General features: G+C 56.0%; 16 protein-coding genes. 5 read left to right on the forward strand and 11 right to left on the reverse strand.

The features are described from left to right. Positions 1–67 precede the first annotated feature (67 nt). Positions 68–973 carry a pseudouridine-5'-phosphate glycosidase gene (locus OE750_RS04505; RefSeq protein WP_263761868.1) on the reverse strand — a complete coding sequence of 302 codons (906 nt, stop codon included), beginning with the start codon at positions 971–973 and terminating at the stop codon, positions 68–70. After that, positions 966–1,865: a PfkB family carbohydrate kinase gene (locus OE750_RS04510; RefSeq protein ID WP_263761870.1), complete on the reverse strand. Its 900-nt coding sequence runs from the start codon at positions 1,863–1,865 to the stop codon at positions 966–968. The genes OE750_RS04505 and OE750_RS04510 overlap by 8 nt, the downstream gene beginning before the upstream one ends. A gap of 211 nt (positions 1,866–2,076) precedes the next feature. Here OE750_RS04510 and rpsB point away from each other — a divergent pair, with 211 nt between their 5' ends. Next, on the forward strand, positions 2,077–2,847 hold the full coding sequence (gene rpsB / locus OE750_RS04515) for a 30S ribosomal protein S2 (protein WP_263761873.1): 771 nt from the start codon (positions 2,077–2,079) through the stop codon (positions 2,845–2,847). Between the two features lie 81 nt (positions 2,848–2,928). Beyond that, positions 2,929–3,804, forward strand: coding sequence for a translation elongation factor Ts (gene tsf / locus OE750_RS04520; protein WP_263761875.1), 876 nt, complete (start codon positions 2,929–2,931; stop codon positions 3,802–3,804). Positions 3,805–4,071: 267 nt separating this feature from the next. Here tsf and OE750_RS04525 read toward each other — a convergent pair whose 3' ends face one another. Both OE750_RS04525 and OE750_RS04530 read right to left on the reverse strand, forming a co-directional pair. Beyond that, on the reverse strand, positions 4,072–4,806 hold the full coding sequence (locus OE750_RS04525; RefSeq protein WP_263761877.1) for a LuxR family transcriptional regulator: 735 nt from the start codon (positions 4,804–4,806) through the stop codon (positions 4,072–4,074). A 161-nt stretch (positions 4,807–4,967) separates the two neighbouring features. Further along, positions 4,968–6,191, reverse strand: coding sequence for an acyl-CoA dehydrogenase (locus OE750_RS04530; RefSeq protein ID WP_263761879.1), 1,224 nt, complete (start codon positions 6,189–6,191; stop codon positions 4,968–4,970). Between the two features lie 101 nt (positions 6,192–6,292). Between OE750_RS04530 and OE750_RS04535 the strand changes: the two genes are divergently transcribed. Then, entirely contained in the window at positions 6,293–7,201 is a 909-nt protein-coding gene (locus OE750_RS04535) for a LysR substrate-binding domain-containing protein (protein WP_263761881.1), read from the forward strand. A 103-nt stretch (positions 7,202–7,304) separates the two neighbouring features. On the opposite strand, the gene phoB is transcribed toward OE750_RS04535, so the two are convergent. From phoB to OE750_RS04550, 3 genes are all read right to left on the reverse strand, one after another. Further along, entirely contained in the window at positions 7,305–7,988 is a 684-nt protein-coding gene (gene phoB, locus OE750_RS04540; RefSeq protein WP_263761883.1) for a phosphate regulon transcriptional regulator PhoB, read from the reverse strand. Continuing rightward, a complete protein-coding gene (gene phoU, locus OE750_RS04545) occupies positions 7,985–8,704 on the reverse strand; it encodes a phosphate signaling complex protein PhoU (protein ID WP_263761885.1) in 720 nt (239 codons plus the stop codon). Before phoU ends, phoB begins: the two co-directional genes overlap by 4 nt. 153 nt (positions 8,705–8,857) lie before the next feature. Beyond that, the gene (locus OE750_RS04550; RefSeq protein ID WP_318527975.1) at positions 8,858–10,054 is read right to left on the reverse strand and encodes an ATP-binding protein; all 1,197 of its coding nucleotides are present in this window, start codon (positions 10,052–10,054) and stop codon (positions 8,858–8,860) included. A 189-nt stretch (positions 10,055–10,243) separates the two neighbouring features. Between OE750_RS04550 and OE750_RS04555 the strand changes: the two genes are divergently transcribed. After that, the gene (locus OE750_RS04555; protein WP_263761888.1) at positions 10,244–10,648 is read left to right on the forward strand and encodes a hypothetical protein; all 405 of its coding nucleotides are present in this window, start codon (positions 10,244–10,246) and stop codon (positions 10,646–10,648) included. Here the strand turns inward: OE750_RS04555 and OE750_RS04560 are convergent. Genes OE750_RS04560 through OE750_RS04570 form a run of 3 tightly spaced genes read right to left on the reverse strand, consistent with a single transcriptional unit; the run spans position 10,645 to position 12,683 of the window. Next, positions 10,645–11,166 (reverse strand): gamma carbonic anhydrase family protein, encoded by a 522-nt coding sequence (locus tag OE750_RS04560; RefSeq protein ID WP_263761890.1) that lies wholly within the window; start codon positions 11,164–11,166, stop codon positions 10,645–10,647. The two genes, OE750_RS04555 and OE750_RS04560, sit on opposite strands and share 4 nt — an antisense overlap. Beyond that, the gene (gene gmk, locus OE750_RS04565; RefSeq protein ID WP_263761894.1) at positions 11,163–11,804 is read right to left on the reverse strand and encodes a guanylate kinase; all 642 of its coding nucleotides are present in this window, start codon (positions 11,802–11,804) and stop codon (positions 11,163–11,165) included. The genes OE750_RS04560 and gmk overlap by 4 nt, the downstream gene beginning before the upstream one ends. Before the next feature lie 3 nt (positions 11,805–11,807). Further along, positions 11,808–12,683 (reverse strand): YicC/YloC family endoribonuclease, encoded by an 876-nt coding sequence (locus tag OE750_RS04570; RefSeq protein ID WP_263762022.1) that lies wholly within the window; start codon positions 12,681–12,683, stop codon positions 11,808–11,810. A 200-nt stretch (positions 12,684–12,883) separates the two neighbouring features. On the opposite strand from OE750_RS04570, the gene OE750_RS04575 reads away from it, so the two are divergent. Beyond that, a complete protein-coding gene (locus tag OE750_RS04575) occupies positions 12,884–13,564 on the forward strand; it encodes a PAS domain-containing protein (RefSeq protein WP_263761896.1) in 681 nt (226 codons plus the stop codon). 103 nt (positions 13,565–13,667) lie between these two features. On the opposite strand, the gene OE750_RS04580 is transcribed toward OE750_RS04575, so the two are convergent. Beyond that, positions 13,668–15,038: a class II 3-deoxy-7-phosphoheptulonate synthase gene (locus tag OE750_RS04580; RefSeq protein WP_263761898.1), complete on the reverse strand. Its 1,371-nt coding sequence runs from the start codon at positions 15,036–15,038 to the stop codon at positions 13,668–13,670. Positions 15,039–15,204: the final 166 nt, after the last annotated feature.

Genomic DNA, 15,204 nt, shown 5'->3' on the forward strand with positions numbered 1-15,204 from the left:
TTCATTTAGGTATAGGTGGTGATTTTAACAATCGTTAAAGCAAAGGAAACACTGTTTCTCCTCGGGATTAACTCCCCATTTCGCCTGCAATCTGTGCAGCAAGGCGGGCATTGTTCAAAACAAGGGCGATATTGGTGCTCAGCGAACGCCCTTCTGTCAGCTCGAAAATACGTGCCAGCAAGAAGGGCGTTACTGCCTTGCCTGCGATGCCTTGGGAGGCGGCCTCTGCTTGGGCTTGGGCTATCACCGGGGCCATCACGGAAGCACTTATCTCGGCTTCAACGGGCACAGGGTTGCCGACAAGTTGGCCGCCCGGAAGGCCAAGAGCGCGGCGCATCATATGGGCCTTGGCAATCGCGGCGGGGGTGTCCATCCGCAAAGGGGCAACAAGGCCCGAGGCGCGCGACCAGAAGGCAGGAAAATCATCCTGACCAAAGCCGATAACCGGCACGCCGAGGGTTTCGAGCACTTCCAGTGTTTTGGGAATATCAAGGATTGCCTTAGCCCCGGCAGCGACAACTGTGACCCGCGTTTGCGCCAGTTCTTGCAGATCGGCCGAGATATCAAAGCTGGTCTCCGCACCTTGATGCACGCCACCGATACCGCCTGTTGCGAACACGTGAATATCGGCCAGCACCGCGGCAATCATCGTAGCCGCAACGGTGGTGGCGCCTGTGCCACCCGTTGCGAGACATGCAGCGAGGTCGGCACGGCTGAGCTTGGCCACGTTTTGCGCCTGCGCCAAAGCTTCAAGCTCTTTGGTTTCCAGCCCGACATGCAGAACACCATCGAGAACCGCAATCGTCGCAGGTGTTGCTCCGTGTGCACGCACCTCGGCCTCAACTTTCAGAGCGGTTTCCACATTTTGCGGATAGGGCATGCCGTGTGTAATGATGGTGCTTTCCAGCGCTACAATTGGCGCGCCTGTGGTGCGCGCTTCGGCAACTTCGGCGGAAAAGGTGATATCATACATAGTTGTCGTCTCCTGCAACATAAGTTGCGGCTGTTTTCTGGGCAAACTCTATGGCCTCGGCCCGACACTTGCCTTGCAATTCAGCAGCGATGTGCGCCGCCATGAAAGTATCGCCCGCGCCTGTGATGCGCGCGGCAATGACCCGCGGGGGAGCGGCCTTGTGACTGTCATTGTTACAAGTATCACAGGCCATATTTGCGCCATGGGTCACGACGACACGCCGCGCGCCAGCGTCGAGGAGTGCTTTCGCGCCGTCATGGGCTGTGGTCAGACGGCGTGCGCCACTGATCAGCTCGGCTTCCTCAAGGTTCACATAAAGCGTGGCTCCCTGGTGGGCAATCACGGCGCGCAGACGCTCGGCTTTTCCGGGAGAAGCGGGTGCGACACGCAAATCAGCCGCAGCAAAGGCAGGGCTGAGAGCGATTTGCTCCAGCAATGCTTCTGTCAGATTGCCATCCAGCGCAATCGGGCCAGAGTAGGGAGCCTGTGTGCTCCCGAGCGTGCCGTTAAATAAAGGTGCCAGAATCTCATCACCTGCCGCCTCAAGCGAATGCGCATCGGCGATGGCTGCAATGAGACCGTTCGCGCCCTCGATCGCCATATAGGCATCGGTCGGGCGTTGGCTGAAATGGATGTAATCGCAGACAAGCCCCAAGTCTTTGCCAGCCTTCACAAGCTCGGCACCGGCCGCATCACGGCCAAGGGCGGAGAGCAGAACAGGGCGCAAGCCGAAGCGCGCCAGCGTCATGGCAATATTCATCGCAACGCCGCCCGGAATTCGGGTTATCCGCCCCGGCATATCATTGCCGGCGCGCATTTCGCGCGGACTACGGCCGATGATATCCCACAATACGGAACCGATGCAGATGATTTCTTTTGCGTCTCTTTGCATGGTCTTTAAATGCCGATAAGAGAGCCGCTTGGCAATGCTCTTTGAGCCACGGCAAAGAAGGCTTGCAAAGGGCAGGGGGCGGCTATATACGCGTGCCACTAACTTCGCAGATGGAGGCGGGCTTAGGGGGGAGAAATCCTTCTATGTCCACCGGTTGAAGCAATCGCTTCTCTTCCCTCCATCAAGGCATAAACCGGAAAGGATAAAGACAATGGCTCTTCCTGAGTTCACATTGCGCCAACTGCTTGAAGCAGGCGTACACTTTGGTCACCAAACACAACGCTGGAACCCGCGCATGGGCCCGTTCATTTACGGCGCACGCAACGGCATCCACATCATGGATCTTACACAAACTGTTCCAATGCTCGATGCCGCGCTCAATGTTGTGCGTGAAACCGTAGCAAAAGGCGGCCGCGTTCTCTTCGTTGGAACAAAGCGTCAGGCCGCAGCGCCTGTTGCAGATGCCGCAGAAAAATGCGCACAGTATTACATGAACCACCGCTGGCTCGGTGGCACGCTGACAAACTGGCAGACTGTTTCAAAGTCGATCAGCCGTCTCAAATCAATCGACGAGAGAATGGAAACCGGCTTTGAAGGCCTGACCAAGAAAGAACGCCTCGGCATGGAGCGCGACCAAGAGAAGCTTCAAGCCTCGCTTGGCGGTATCCGCGAAATGGGCGGTGTGCCTGATCTGCTTTTCGTCATTGACGTGAAAAAAGAAGCGCTCGCCGTGGCCGAAGCCAACAAGCTCGGTATCCCTGTTGTGGCTGTGGTTGATACCAACTGCTCGCCAGACGGCGTTGACTATATCATCCCCGGCAACGACGATGCGGCACGTGCTATTGCGCTTTATACAGATCTGGTTGCCCGCGCGGCGCTTGACGGTATGTCTGCTCAGCTCGGCAATGCAGGCGTTGATATCGGTGCGATGGAAGAGGCGCCTGTTGAAGAACTCGCCGCCGAAGCCCCAGCTGAAAGCTGAGCCAAACCGGACGAACACAACACTCGCAGGCGCACAGATGTCGCGCCTGCAAATTTCAATTTTGTTATGAGGAGAGCCAAGATGGCGATCACAGCAGCAATGGTGAAAGAACTGCGCGACAGCACGGGCGCAGGCATGATGGACGCTAAAAAAGCACTGACAGAAACAGATGGTGACATGGACGCCGCTGTTGACTGGCTGCGCACCAAAGGCCTTGCGAAAGCGGCCAAGAAATCTGGCCGCACAGCGGCGGAAGGCCTTGTGGCCGTGAATGTTGAAAGCGGCAAAGGTGTTGCCGTTGAAGTGAACTCGGAAACCGACTTTGTCGGTAAGAACGCCGAATTCCAGGACATGGTTCGCAAGATTGCAGGCGCGGCAACAGGCGTTTCGACAGTTGAAGAGTTGGCTGCCACGAACGTTGACGGCAAGCCTGTCGCCGACATGATCACCGACAAAATCGCAACCGTAGGTGAAAACATGTCGCTGCGTCGCATGGCATCACTCGAAGGCGAAACTGTTGTGTCATATGTGCATAACGCAGCCACCGACGGCATGGGAAAAATCGGCGTTCTCGTTGCCATGACGGGCGGCAACGAAGGCTTCGGCAAACAGGTTGCAATGCATATTGCAGCAGCACGCCCTGAAGCGCTGAATGAAGCATCACTCGATCCGGCATGGGTCGAAAAAGAGCGCCAAGTACAGATCGACATTGCTAAGGAATCGGGCAAGCCCGACGCCGTGATCGAAAAAATGATCGTAGGCCGTATGGCGAAGTTCTTGGCCGAAAACACACTTCTGGGTCAGGCTTTTGTTGTGAACCCCGACCTGAGCGTTGAGCAAGCAGCAAAAGAAGCTGGTGCAACCATCACTGGCTTTGTGCGTATGGAAGTTGGCGAAGGTATTGAGAAAAAAGAAGAAAACTTTGCTGAGGAGGTCGCGAAGGCGATGAAAGGCTAACGCCTTATTCCAAAACAGAATGAATGCAGCGCCGTTTGTAAAAGCGGCGCTGTTTTCTTTGATAAGCCTTTGAGAGTGTTAAAGCTGCCGGCCTCGGGGCGAAGAATAACCCTTTGGCCGACCGTCGGAAAACCGACAAAGAAGATAGAGCGCTGATATCACAGCGGTATTCCCCCAATGTTCCCAGGCTAAAGCCACCACTCACGGAACAGGTTTAGGCTGCCAGAGATGTGACGCCAAGTGAAGTCAGGAATTCCTTACCTTGCGTCAGACCTGTCCGTAATCGACAACAAAGAGCTGGTTCTGTAGCGCGGCCTTCAAAACGGCTTGCGCTGTGGTTTCAACGCTTAGAACCTCTCGCGCCAGTCTGAGGTGTTTCTCGACAGTTGCCTGCGTCAACCCCATCAAAAGCGCTGTATCGGCTGTTGTTTTTCCATCTCCAACCCAGTGAAGCGCCTCAAGTTGCCGCTGCGTCAGGCTGCGCGTAGGTGACACGCGGGGCAGGGAGAGGATCTTCAGATGCACCACATTATTGAGCGCAATGATCTCGCTTTGGTGCTTTTCCCAAATCGCATCAATCTCGGCTTGTGTCGTATCGGGGCCTCCCGTCAGCGCGATTGCACCTTTCGAACGGGGCGTTACCGAGCTGAAACTGATCGAGTAGCCTGCGCGAACTCCCAAAGCGTGGTTCTGGGCCATGATATCAATTTCTTCGCTGGTGAGCGAGCCAGCCTCATAGCGTGTGGTGATATCGGACCAACTCATGACGCCTTCATTGGCGAGCGCCCAAAGAACCATCGGTGCCTTTTTGTATTTTTCCTCGCCGATAAACCAGTCCAGATACTCTTTTGAATGGTTTGACAGGATCACGAGGTCATCCGGATCACCGAGTGACTGACCTGAGCGGTAATGGGTGAAGCCGTATAGCAGCCGTATGAAGCCATAATGCTTCATGTGGCGGCAGTGCATATCCCAAAGCTCTTCAATCGAGCGGGTGCTCATCAGTGTGTTTATTTGGTTATCAAGACTCATAGGTAACGATAGGCACCAACAGCCAGTAATGTCTATGGCTTAGCAGGTATTAAATTAACATAATACATATTATGCGATAATTAGATTTGAAAATAAGGGGCGCTCTGTGGCGCCCCTTTTAATGTTTGGCCTTAGAAAAACGCCTGTAGCCCTGTTTGTGCCCGACCCAAGATAAGCGCGTGAACGTCGTGCGTGCCTTCGTAGGTGTTAACTGTCTCCAGGTTCATCGCATGACGAATGACATGATACTCAAGCGTGATCCCGTTTCCGCCGTGCATGTCACGGGATTGTCTTGCAATATCAAGAGCTTTGCCGCAGTTGTTGCGCTTAAGCAGCGAAATCATTTCGGGTGCTGCGCGTGCCTCGTCCATCAAGCGCCCAAGACGCAATGCGCTGTGCAAGCCAAGTGTGATCTCGGTTTGCATGTCCGCGAGTTTCTTCTGGAAAAGCTGGGTTTGGGCCAAAGGACGTTTAAATTGATGGCGGTCAAGGCCATACTGGCGCGAGGCGTGCCAGCAGAACTCGGCTGCGCCCATCGCGCCCCATGCGATGCCATAACGCGCACGGTTCAGACATCCAAAAGGCCCTTTAAGCCCTTGAACATTCGGCAAAAGAGCGTCTTCACCTACCTCTACGCCATCCATGACAATCTCGCCTGTGACAGAGGCTCTGAGGCTCATCTTGTTCTCGATTTTGGGCGCGGACAGTCCTTTCATGCCCTTCTCGAGGATAAAACCACGGATTTTGCCGCCGTGTTCTTCCGACTTGGCCCAAACCACAAAAACATCTGCGATCGGTGCGTTGGAAATCCACATTTTGGCGCCAGTCAGCTTGTAGCCGTTGGCTGTCTTTTCCGCGCGGGTTTTCATGCCCGCAGGGTCTGAGCCAGCATCTGGCTCGGTGAGGCCGAAACATCCGATAAGGTCCCCTGCCGCGAGGCCCGGAAGGTATTTTTTGCGTTGATCTTCAGAACCATAGGCGTAAATCGGATACATGACGAGCGAGCTTTGAACGCTCATCATCGAGCGGTAACCGCTGTCCACGCGCTCTACTTCGCGCGCGACAAGGCCATATGCCACATACGAGCTGCCGAGTCCGCCGTACTCTTCAGGCACGGTAATGCCGAGAAGGCCCATATCGCCCATCTCTTTGAAGATCTCGGGTGCAACAGATTCATTGGCGTAAGCCTCTGTAATCCTTGGCATAAGCTTTTCCTGAGAGTATGAGCGCGCGCTGTCTGCAATCATGCGCTCGTCGTCGGCGAGCTCATCTGTCAGGTAAAGCGGATCCTGCCAATCAAATTGCCCAAGCTCAGGGGCATCTTTTGCTTTAAGTTCAGGGGTTTGGTTGCTCATCTTAATGCTCCGTTCGCTACATGATATTTGGATTTGTTTATCATGCTGATTGAGAATATAATAACGCTAATTTGGCTTATTTTAATGCGAAAATGGAATGCATGACGGGTGTAAGGCGAAATCTGCCCTCCTCTCAAGGGCTTGCTGCTCTTGAAGCGCTTGCACGGCTTGGGAGTGTGACGGCCGCAGCGCAAGAGCTGAGCCTGACCCAGAGCGCTGTTTCGCGGCAGTTGCAGGCGCTTGAGGTGCAACTCGGGGTTGAGTTGTTCATTCGCCGGGCCAAGCGTGTGAGCCTCACAAGCGCGGGTGCACGCTATGCCGAAGAGGTGCGCCGCGCCCTTGATGTATTGGGCAATGCGGCCTTGCGGCTTCAAACAAACCCCGAGGGCGGCACGCTGAACCTTGCGATACTGCCCACTTTCGGGATGCGTTGGTTGCTGCCCCGCCTGCCCCGATTTGGCCGTGCACACCCTGATGTGACAGTGAACATGAACACACGGCTTGCACAGTTTGATTTTGCCAACAGCGATATGGACGCAGCCTTGAGTTTTGGCAGTGGAGACTGGCCAGATTGCCGCTCCATGCTACTTGAGAAGGAGGCTGTTTTGCCGATGGCCTCGCCTGAATTTCTTGCAGCAAGCCCCGTAAAACATGCCTCGGATATGAAGCGCCTGCCGCTTTTGCACATCCAGACCCGACCTGACGCCTGGCAAGACTGGTTTATGGCGCAAGGGGTTGAGACACGCGGCTTTGCCGGCACGCGCTATGACCAGTTTTCAACCATCTTGCAGGCGGCAAGGCACGGACTTGGGGTTGCGCTGCTGCCCGAATACCTGGCGCGTGAGGAAGAAGCCGAAGGGCGGCTGAATGTGGTGTTTGGCACGCCATGCCCGAGCCGCGGAAGCTACTATCTTGTCTGGCCGCGAGAAAAAGACAACACCCCTGCCCTTGCCGCCTTTCGAGGCTGGTTGAAAGAGGAAATCGAGGGGGAAGACCTTTTGCCAAGGTAAACGCCCTTATGACGGATTGTCATGTTCGACCGGAAGGCAAACCGTGGGGCAGAGTGTGGGGCAAGCTGTATATACAACAGTATGGACAGCTTAGGGCAATTCTCTACCCGAGCGCATAGCCTGCGCCACGCACCGTGCGCAGAGGATCGCCGCCGCCATGCTGCATCAGCGCTTTTCTGAGGCGCCCGATGTGAACATCAACTGTTCGGGTGTCGACATAGATGTCGCGCCCCCAGACCCGATCAAGCAGTTGCTCGCGGCTTAGCACACGGCCCTGAGCCTCAAGGAAGCAGGCAAGCAGGCGGAACTCGGTCGGTCCCAGTTTGATATTGTGTCCTGCGCGGCTGACACGGTGGCTCGCGGCATCAAGCAAAATATCTTCATAGACGAGCTCCTCACCCAAGGCGGCAGGGCGTGTGCGGCGCAGTTCTTTGCGCACCCGCGCGATCAGCTCGGCCACTGAATATGGCTTGACCATATAGTCATCCGCACCAGTCTCGAGGCCACGCACTTTATCAAGCTCCTCGGAGCGGGCCGAGAGCATGATAATTGGCAGTTCGCGTGTTTGCTTGCCGCTTTTGAGGCGGCGGCAAACTTCAAGGCCTGACACATGCGGCAGCATCCAGTCGAGCAGGCAGAGGTCGGGCTGGGCTTCGCTCGCCAAAAGCAGAGCCTCTTCGCCATCGACAGCTTCCACAACGTCAAAGCCCTCGGCCTTGAGATTGTAGCTGAGCACGGCCCGTTGGGAGGGTTCGTCTTCGACCAGAAGGATGACAGGCGCGCTCATGAGACACCGCTGACTTTAGCGTCCGTCGAGGTGATATCGGCTTTTTCGCGTGTCTCGCCGGGTTTTTCGCCGGTGACGAGATAAACCACCTGCTCGGCAATGGCTGTAACATGATCACCCATGCGCTCTGTGTTTTTTGCGATGAAATGCAGGTGCATACAGGCTGTGATGTTGCGCGGGTCTTCCATCATGAAGGTGAGGAACTCGCGGAAAAGCGCGTTGTAAAGCTGATCTATCTCCTGATCGCGTTCGATCACATCTTGTGCCAGCGCGGCATCGCGGCGGATGTAGGCATCAAGCGCATCTTTGAGCATGAGTTGCACATCGCGCGCCATACGGCGCAGCGAAACATGGGCCTCGTCAATCGCTGTGAGCTTGGCAAGAACGCCCGTGCGCTTGGCCATGTTCTTGGCGTAGTCACCGATGCGTTCAAGATTGGCCGATATTTTGAGAACCGAGAGCACGAGGCGCAGATCAATCGCTGTGGGCGCGCGCAGGGCAATAAGCCGTGCAGCCTCGTCGTTGATCAGCTCTTCAAGCGCGTCGATGGCTTTGTCTTTGGCGCGCACCTCTTCGGCTTTTTCCTCGTCATGGGTGGCGAGGCTGTCGGCGGCGTCAAGGATTGCCATTTCAACAAGCCCGCCCATCTTCATGATCTGGGCCTGAATTTCCTCAAGGTCGCGATCAAAGGCAGAGGAGATATGTTGATGGGTCATTTAGTGTGCTCCTTGAACGATGCAGCCTAGCAGGTCCCGAAGGGAAAAGCCGTTTTGCGGCGCGTTAACCCAGCTTCTAAGCCGCTCTGACTATGGTTTTGTGACAGAAACATAACAGTTTTATGACACCCCCTAAGGCGCTCTTTTAATTAGTTATTCTTGGCTTTCAAATGGCAGCAATACCGAAAACACGCTGCCTTCGCCCAGCTCCGATTCTATTTTCATTCGGCCACGATGGCGCTGGACGATGTGTTTCACGATCGCAAGGCCCAGTCCTGTTCCGCCCACCTGCCGCGCGCGGTGCGAATCGACCCGGTAAAAGCGCTCGGTGAGCCGCGGAATATGGAGCGGATCAATCCCGGCGCCTGTGTCTCGCACCGAAATACGGACCCCGTTTTGTCCACGTAAAGCAGCCTGCGGGCCAGTGACTTCTGCGCTTACAGTAACCTGACCGCCCTTCCCGCCATATTTTATTGCATTTTCAATCAGGTTGGAGAGCACTTGCCGGATCTGATCGGGATCAGCGCGCAATGTGAGCGCTGTTTCAGGCAGCTTGGCCTGCAAGCTGACAGAGGCGTCATTGGCCACAGGTTCAAGCGCGCCCAGCACCGAACGGATCAGCCCGCCGATTTCAACACTGCCTTGTGGAGGGCGGCGCTCTTCTGATTCTACGCGGCTGAGCGACAAAAGATCACTCACCAACCGCTCCATACGCGCGGCCTCTTGCGCCATGATGTCCAGAAACGCGATTCGCGTGGTTGTATCGTCCTTTGCAGGGCCTTGTAGTGTCTCGATAAACCCCATTAAGGCCGTGAGTGGCGTGCGTAACTCATGGCTGACATTGGCGACAAAATCGCGCCGCATCTGGCCCGCCTGCTCAAGGTGAGAAATATCCTGAAAGCTGAGCAAAACTCCGCCTGTATCGCCCAGAGGTGACACATCGGTGCGATAAATTGCGCTTTGAGCCGCTGTTTGCGACAGGTAGCGCCCTTCTTGCGTGCCCGCGCCTTCAAGCGCATTGGCCACCGCTTTTACGAGGTCGGGCTGGCGCAAGGCTGAGACATAAGGGAAGCCCGTTAATGCCGCCCCCAACAGCTCGCCTGCCTTTGAGTTAGCTGCTGCGATGCGACCGTCAGGGCTGACAATGAGTGCAGGCAGCTGCAAAGCCTCAAGAAAAACAAGGCTTTCAAGCGGTGCGTCTGGTGAATGGTGGGGAGCTTCGTGCATTTTTGTGAGGTGTCCGGTGTCGCGCTTCAGCCCTGAGCCGAGCGACAGTAAGAAGGCATTTAAGAGCCGTAAGGATGCCTCGCAAAGACCGTGCGAGCAATGGATAAAGATTAGCTCGCGCATTCTATTGGTTTTGCGCCACTTTGCAATTCCACAATATACGCCAATTGTGCCTTTGTTATGCTGGCACCATCCTGATGTTGCGGCCTGACATCCGGTTTTGACTTGCCATGAGTGACACTTCTGGACTGATACATGTCATTAGGCCTTCGGAAAATAGACGTGAGATGACTACATCGAGGACACATAGAAATGAGCTTTGTTTCGCTGCCAGTGAAGCCTAGAATCGTAACCCTGACATCTTTTTATTGCGATGCGCCTGCCTTTGATAGCGTTCCGCCCGAGCGCAGCGTGCCGATCGCTTATTTGGGGGCGTTTGCCAAGATGGGTGCATCACCGGAAGCCTATCTGTGCTGGTTGGTCTGTGATGATTATGATGCATTCGATGTGGGTGCCGCGCTCACGGAAACAGGCTATACGGGACGTTGTATTTTTATCAGCCCCAACCTGCCGGACAGAAATATGGTCCTGCGCGAGTTGGCCGCAGCTTTTCCCAAGCTGGAAGCGTCGATCTGGTTTGAAGACGAGGCCCCCCGGTTGGCAGAAGCCTTCTGCGCCACACTGGTAGAGGCACGCAAAGCGCGGGCCAGAGCTTAGAGCATGCGCAGTTTGGCGCGGAAACGGCGCATGTTATCCTGATAATGCATGGCACTTGCCGTCAGCATGGCATGCGCGCTTGCGTCGAGTGTTTTCACCACTTTGCCGGGACTGCCCATCACAAGGCTGCCATCGGGGATAACCTTGTTTTCCGTGATCAGCGCCCCTGCCCCGATCAGGCAGTTTTTGCCGATCCTGGCCCCATTGAGCACGATTGCCCCCATACCAACGAGAGAATTGTCGCCAATGGTGCAGCCGTGCAGCATGACTTTATGGCCAATGGTGCAATTTGCGCCGACGGTGAGCGGATAGCCCATATCGGTGTGCATCACTGTGCTTTCCTGAACATTTGTGCCAGCGCCTATGGCAATGCGCTCGTTGTCGCCGCGAAGGGTGGCGCTGAACCAGACAGAGCAGCCTGCCTCCAGCACCACATCGCCAATAATATTGGCATCGGGGGCGACCCATGTGTCTTCATCAATCTGCGGGGCTTTGACGCCCAAAGCATAGAGTGTCATGACATATCCTCGAATTCGGCCTGAAGCTTGCGCACATGCTCGACCAGCTTTGGCTGCTGGATACGGCGGTGGCGGCGGGAGGTGATGATGGTTTTTAGGCGCTCTTCTGTGGCATCCAGATCGTCGTTGACGAGCACGTAGTCATAGGCATCCCAACGGCTGATCTCGTCCCAGCTTTTGCGCATACGCTTTTCTATCACCTCGGTTGAGTCCTGTCCGCGGCTCACGAGGCGGCGGTGCAGTTCCTTTATCGAGGGAGGCAGAATAAAGATACTGAGCGTGTGTGCGCCAAGGGCGGAGTTGCGGATTTGTTGTGCCCCTTGCCAGTCAATATCAAAGAGCACGTCCTTGCCAGCTCCGATGGCTTTTTCAACGGGCGCGCGGGGGCTGCCGTAGAAGTTGCCGAAGACATGGGCGTGTTCCAGCATTCCATCGTCGGCTACGGTTTTCTTGAAGTCGTCCACGCTGAGGAAGTGATAGTCCTTCCCGTCGACCTCGCCTTCGCGCGGCGCACGGGTGGTGGCGGAAACCGAGAAGGTGATGCTCGGGTCCCAAGCGATGAGCCTTTTGGAGAGCGTGGATTTGCCCGCCCCCGAGGGCGAAGACAGGATGATAAGAAGGCCGCGACGGTCTTGCATGATTTACTCCACGTTCTGGATTTGCTCGCGCATCTGGTCGATGACGGCTTTGAGATCAAGTCCGAGGCTTGTGAGCGTGCTCATTTGCGCCTTGGAGCAGAGTGTATTGGCTTCGCGGTTGAATTCCTGACTGAGGAAATCAAGCTTGCGTCCCACGGGGCCACCTTTGGCGATGAGTTCTCGTGCGGCGGCGACATGTGCATGTAGGCGGTCAAGCTCTTCAGTGATATCGGCCTTCACAGCCAGCATGGCCAGCTCTTGGGCGATACGCCCTTCATCGACATCCACGGCCTCGGCCACGCGGGCAAGGCTGGCGCGGAAGGCGGCGGCACTTTCTTCACGGCGCGCTTCGGCGGCCTCGGCGGCGGCATTGGTGAGGCGTTCTATCTCGTCGATCTGAGAGGTGATCAGCGCCTCAAGCTGTGCACCCTCGGACGCGCGCATTTCGTTGAAGCTTGCGAGAACGGGTGCGAAATCGGCTTTCAGCGCAGCAAGCAAGGGTGCCGGGTCGTCCTCTGTTGTGCTTTGCTCGAGAATGCCGCGCAGGCCCAATATCTGGCTGGAGGTGCTCGGCTGGAGCGACAGGTGCTGGTCCATCGCGCGCTGCTCGACTTCGGCCATGGCGGCTAGAACCGCCTCAAGCTGTGCTGTATTGACACTCAGGGCTGCGCTTGCCTCTTCGCGAGCCAGCCGCAGACCAATGGTGATGTGACCGCGTGCTGTGGCCTCCGCAACGGTGTTGCGCAGATGGGTTTCGAGCCCGGTGATCCAGTCAGGCACACGGATGCGGATGTCCTGCCCCTTGCCGTTTACGGCGCGCAGCTCCCAGCTCCAGCTGTGGGCAGCAAAGCTGCCTTTGCCCGAGGCAAACCCTGTCATGGATGAAATCACTGCGCTGCTCCTTCGTCTTGTTCTGGGTCTGACTTACGCGCAACAGGGCGCGCGGTGCAAGTCTTGCGCGAGAGTGGATTAACCATCCAGACGAATTTCTCTCAAATTTTCGCGGCTTTTGTATTATGAGTTTGTTAAGCAAGCAAAGGGCTCAGGCGTTTTCTGTGGCTTTGCACAGGTCGGGCATTATGCAATTTCAAAGGGTGGGTGATATGAACGCGCAGACAGGAGTTGTTTTGGACATAATGAATAGGCTGAGCCTGAAGCAATACGATGCTTGCACATTGGTCGAGACCTACTGGGACAACCTGAGAGCCCAAGGCGAATTGCCGTTGCGCGCGCAGATTGATCCACGCGGAATCGAAGATGCTCTCAACTACGCCTTCATACTCGAAAGCATTGGGGCAGGTCACGCCCGTGTGCGGATTGCCGGGATGCATCTCAATGAGCTTATGGGAATGGAAGTGCGTGGGATGCCGATCAGTTCTTTCATTACGCCTGCCTCGCGCGAAGCCTTTGCTCGGGTCTTGGTGAGCCTGCTCAATAGCCCGGCCAAGATGCAACTGAGCCTTCAGGCCGAAGGCACGGCGCTTGAAGCGCGGCTGCTATTGTTGCCATTGCAAGACGATGAAGGCCAGGTGAACCGCATTCTGGGGTGTTTTGAGACAAAAGGCTCCGCCGGCGCTGCGCCACACCGTTTTTCTCTTGTGGACGTTAAGAAAACTCCGGTTGGGACGGCTTCGCGCGCGAAGAGTAGCTGCCAAGCTACTGATAAAGAATGTAAAAATAAACCTTATGAGAGCGATTCAAGCCTAGAGACGCCGCTTGCTCGGGCACCATACCTCAAGCTTGTGCAAGACAACGGCTGAGAAAACCACACCGGCAGACGCCTCCCGAGCATTTTGAAACTAAAGCCGATAAAAAAGGCGCGCAGCGGGATCCCCGTGCGCGCCTTGACTTTAAGTATGAGGTCTAAGCTCTTGCTTTAGTTCTCATTTCCTCACGAAGAGACGTGAGCTCTTCCGCCACAAGGAAAGCCAGTTCAAGCGATTGCGAGGCATTGAGACGCGGATCACAGGCTGTGTGGTAACGGTCCGAGAGATCCTCATCCGTCACATCACGCACACCCCCTGTACATTCGGTCACGTCCTGCCCTGTCATCTCGAAATGCACGCCGCCGGGCTGCGTGCCCTCGGCTTTGTGCACAGCGAAAAACTCGCGCACCTCGCCCAGAACCTGCCCGAAGGGGCGTGTTTTATAGCCTGAAGACGATTTTATCGTGTTGCCATGCATCGGATCGCAGACCCAGACCACCTTGGCGCCTTCTTCTTCCACTGCGCGGATAAGCTTCGGCAGATGATCACCGACTTTGCCCTGGCCAAAGCGCGCGATGAGCGTGAGGCGACCCTCTTCGTTTTCGGGGTTGAGCGTTGCCATCAGGCGCTTGAGGTCATCAGGCTCCATCGACGGTCCACACTTCATCCCGATGGGATTGAGCACCCCACGGGCGAACTCGACATGCGCTCCGTCGGGCTGGCGGGTGCGATCACCGATCCAGACCATATGGCCCGAGCCGGCAAGCCAGTTACCCGAGGTGCTATCAAGCCGTGTAAGCGCTTCTTCATACTCCAGAAGGAGCGCTTCGTGGCTGGTGTAAAACTCGACCGAACTGAACTCATGCGTGGTTTTTCCGGTGATTCCAGCAGCCGCCATGAAATCAATGCTGTCTTGAATACGCGCGGTGATATCACCGTAGCGCGACGCGCCCTCGCCTTCTGCAAAGCCGAGTGTCCACGAATGCACGCGGTTCATATCGGCAAAGCCGCCTGTCGAGAACGCGCGCAGCAGGTTCAGTGTGGCCGCCGATTGCATATAGGCTTGCAGCATTTTCTCCGGGTTGGGGATGCGCGCACCAGACGTGAAATCAAGCTCGTTGATGATATCACCACGATAGCTTGGCAATTCCTGGCCATTGACCGTTTCTGTCGGGGCCGAGCGCGGCTTGGCGAACTGGCCTGCCATGCGGCCAACCTTGATGACGGGAACTTTAGCGCCGTAAGTGAGCACCATTGCCATTTGCAGCATAACTTTAAAGGTATCGCGGATCGCATCGGCCGAGAACTGATCGAAACTTTCGGCACAATCGCCGCCCTGAAGCAAGAAAGCCTCGCCACGACCAGCCGCAGCCAGATGTTCTTTTAAACGGCGAGCCTCGCCTGCAAAAACCAGTGGTGGATACTTTGAAAGCTGTGCCTCGACAGTTTCAAGCTGGGCTTGATCGGTATAGTCGGGCATCTGGACCCGAGGCTTGTTGCGCCAGCCAGATTTCTGCCATTCCGTCATTGTATTCACTCCACTTCAGTCCTTGCGACGCCGCCTTATAGCGGCGGGTTTGGCTGAAAACCATATCAGAAATGAATTGCTCTTGCACAGCGGCGCAGAAATCGGCCATGAGGCCCGATGATCTGCCCGTGCAGAGCTTTTGCTGCATGTCATGACTTGACGAAGC

The organism is Lentibacter sp. XHP0401 (assembly GCF_025751535.1).
GTDB lineage: Bacteria > Pseudomonadota > Alphaproteobacteria > Rhodobacterales > Rhodobacteraceae > Lentibacter.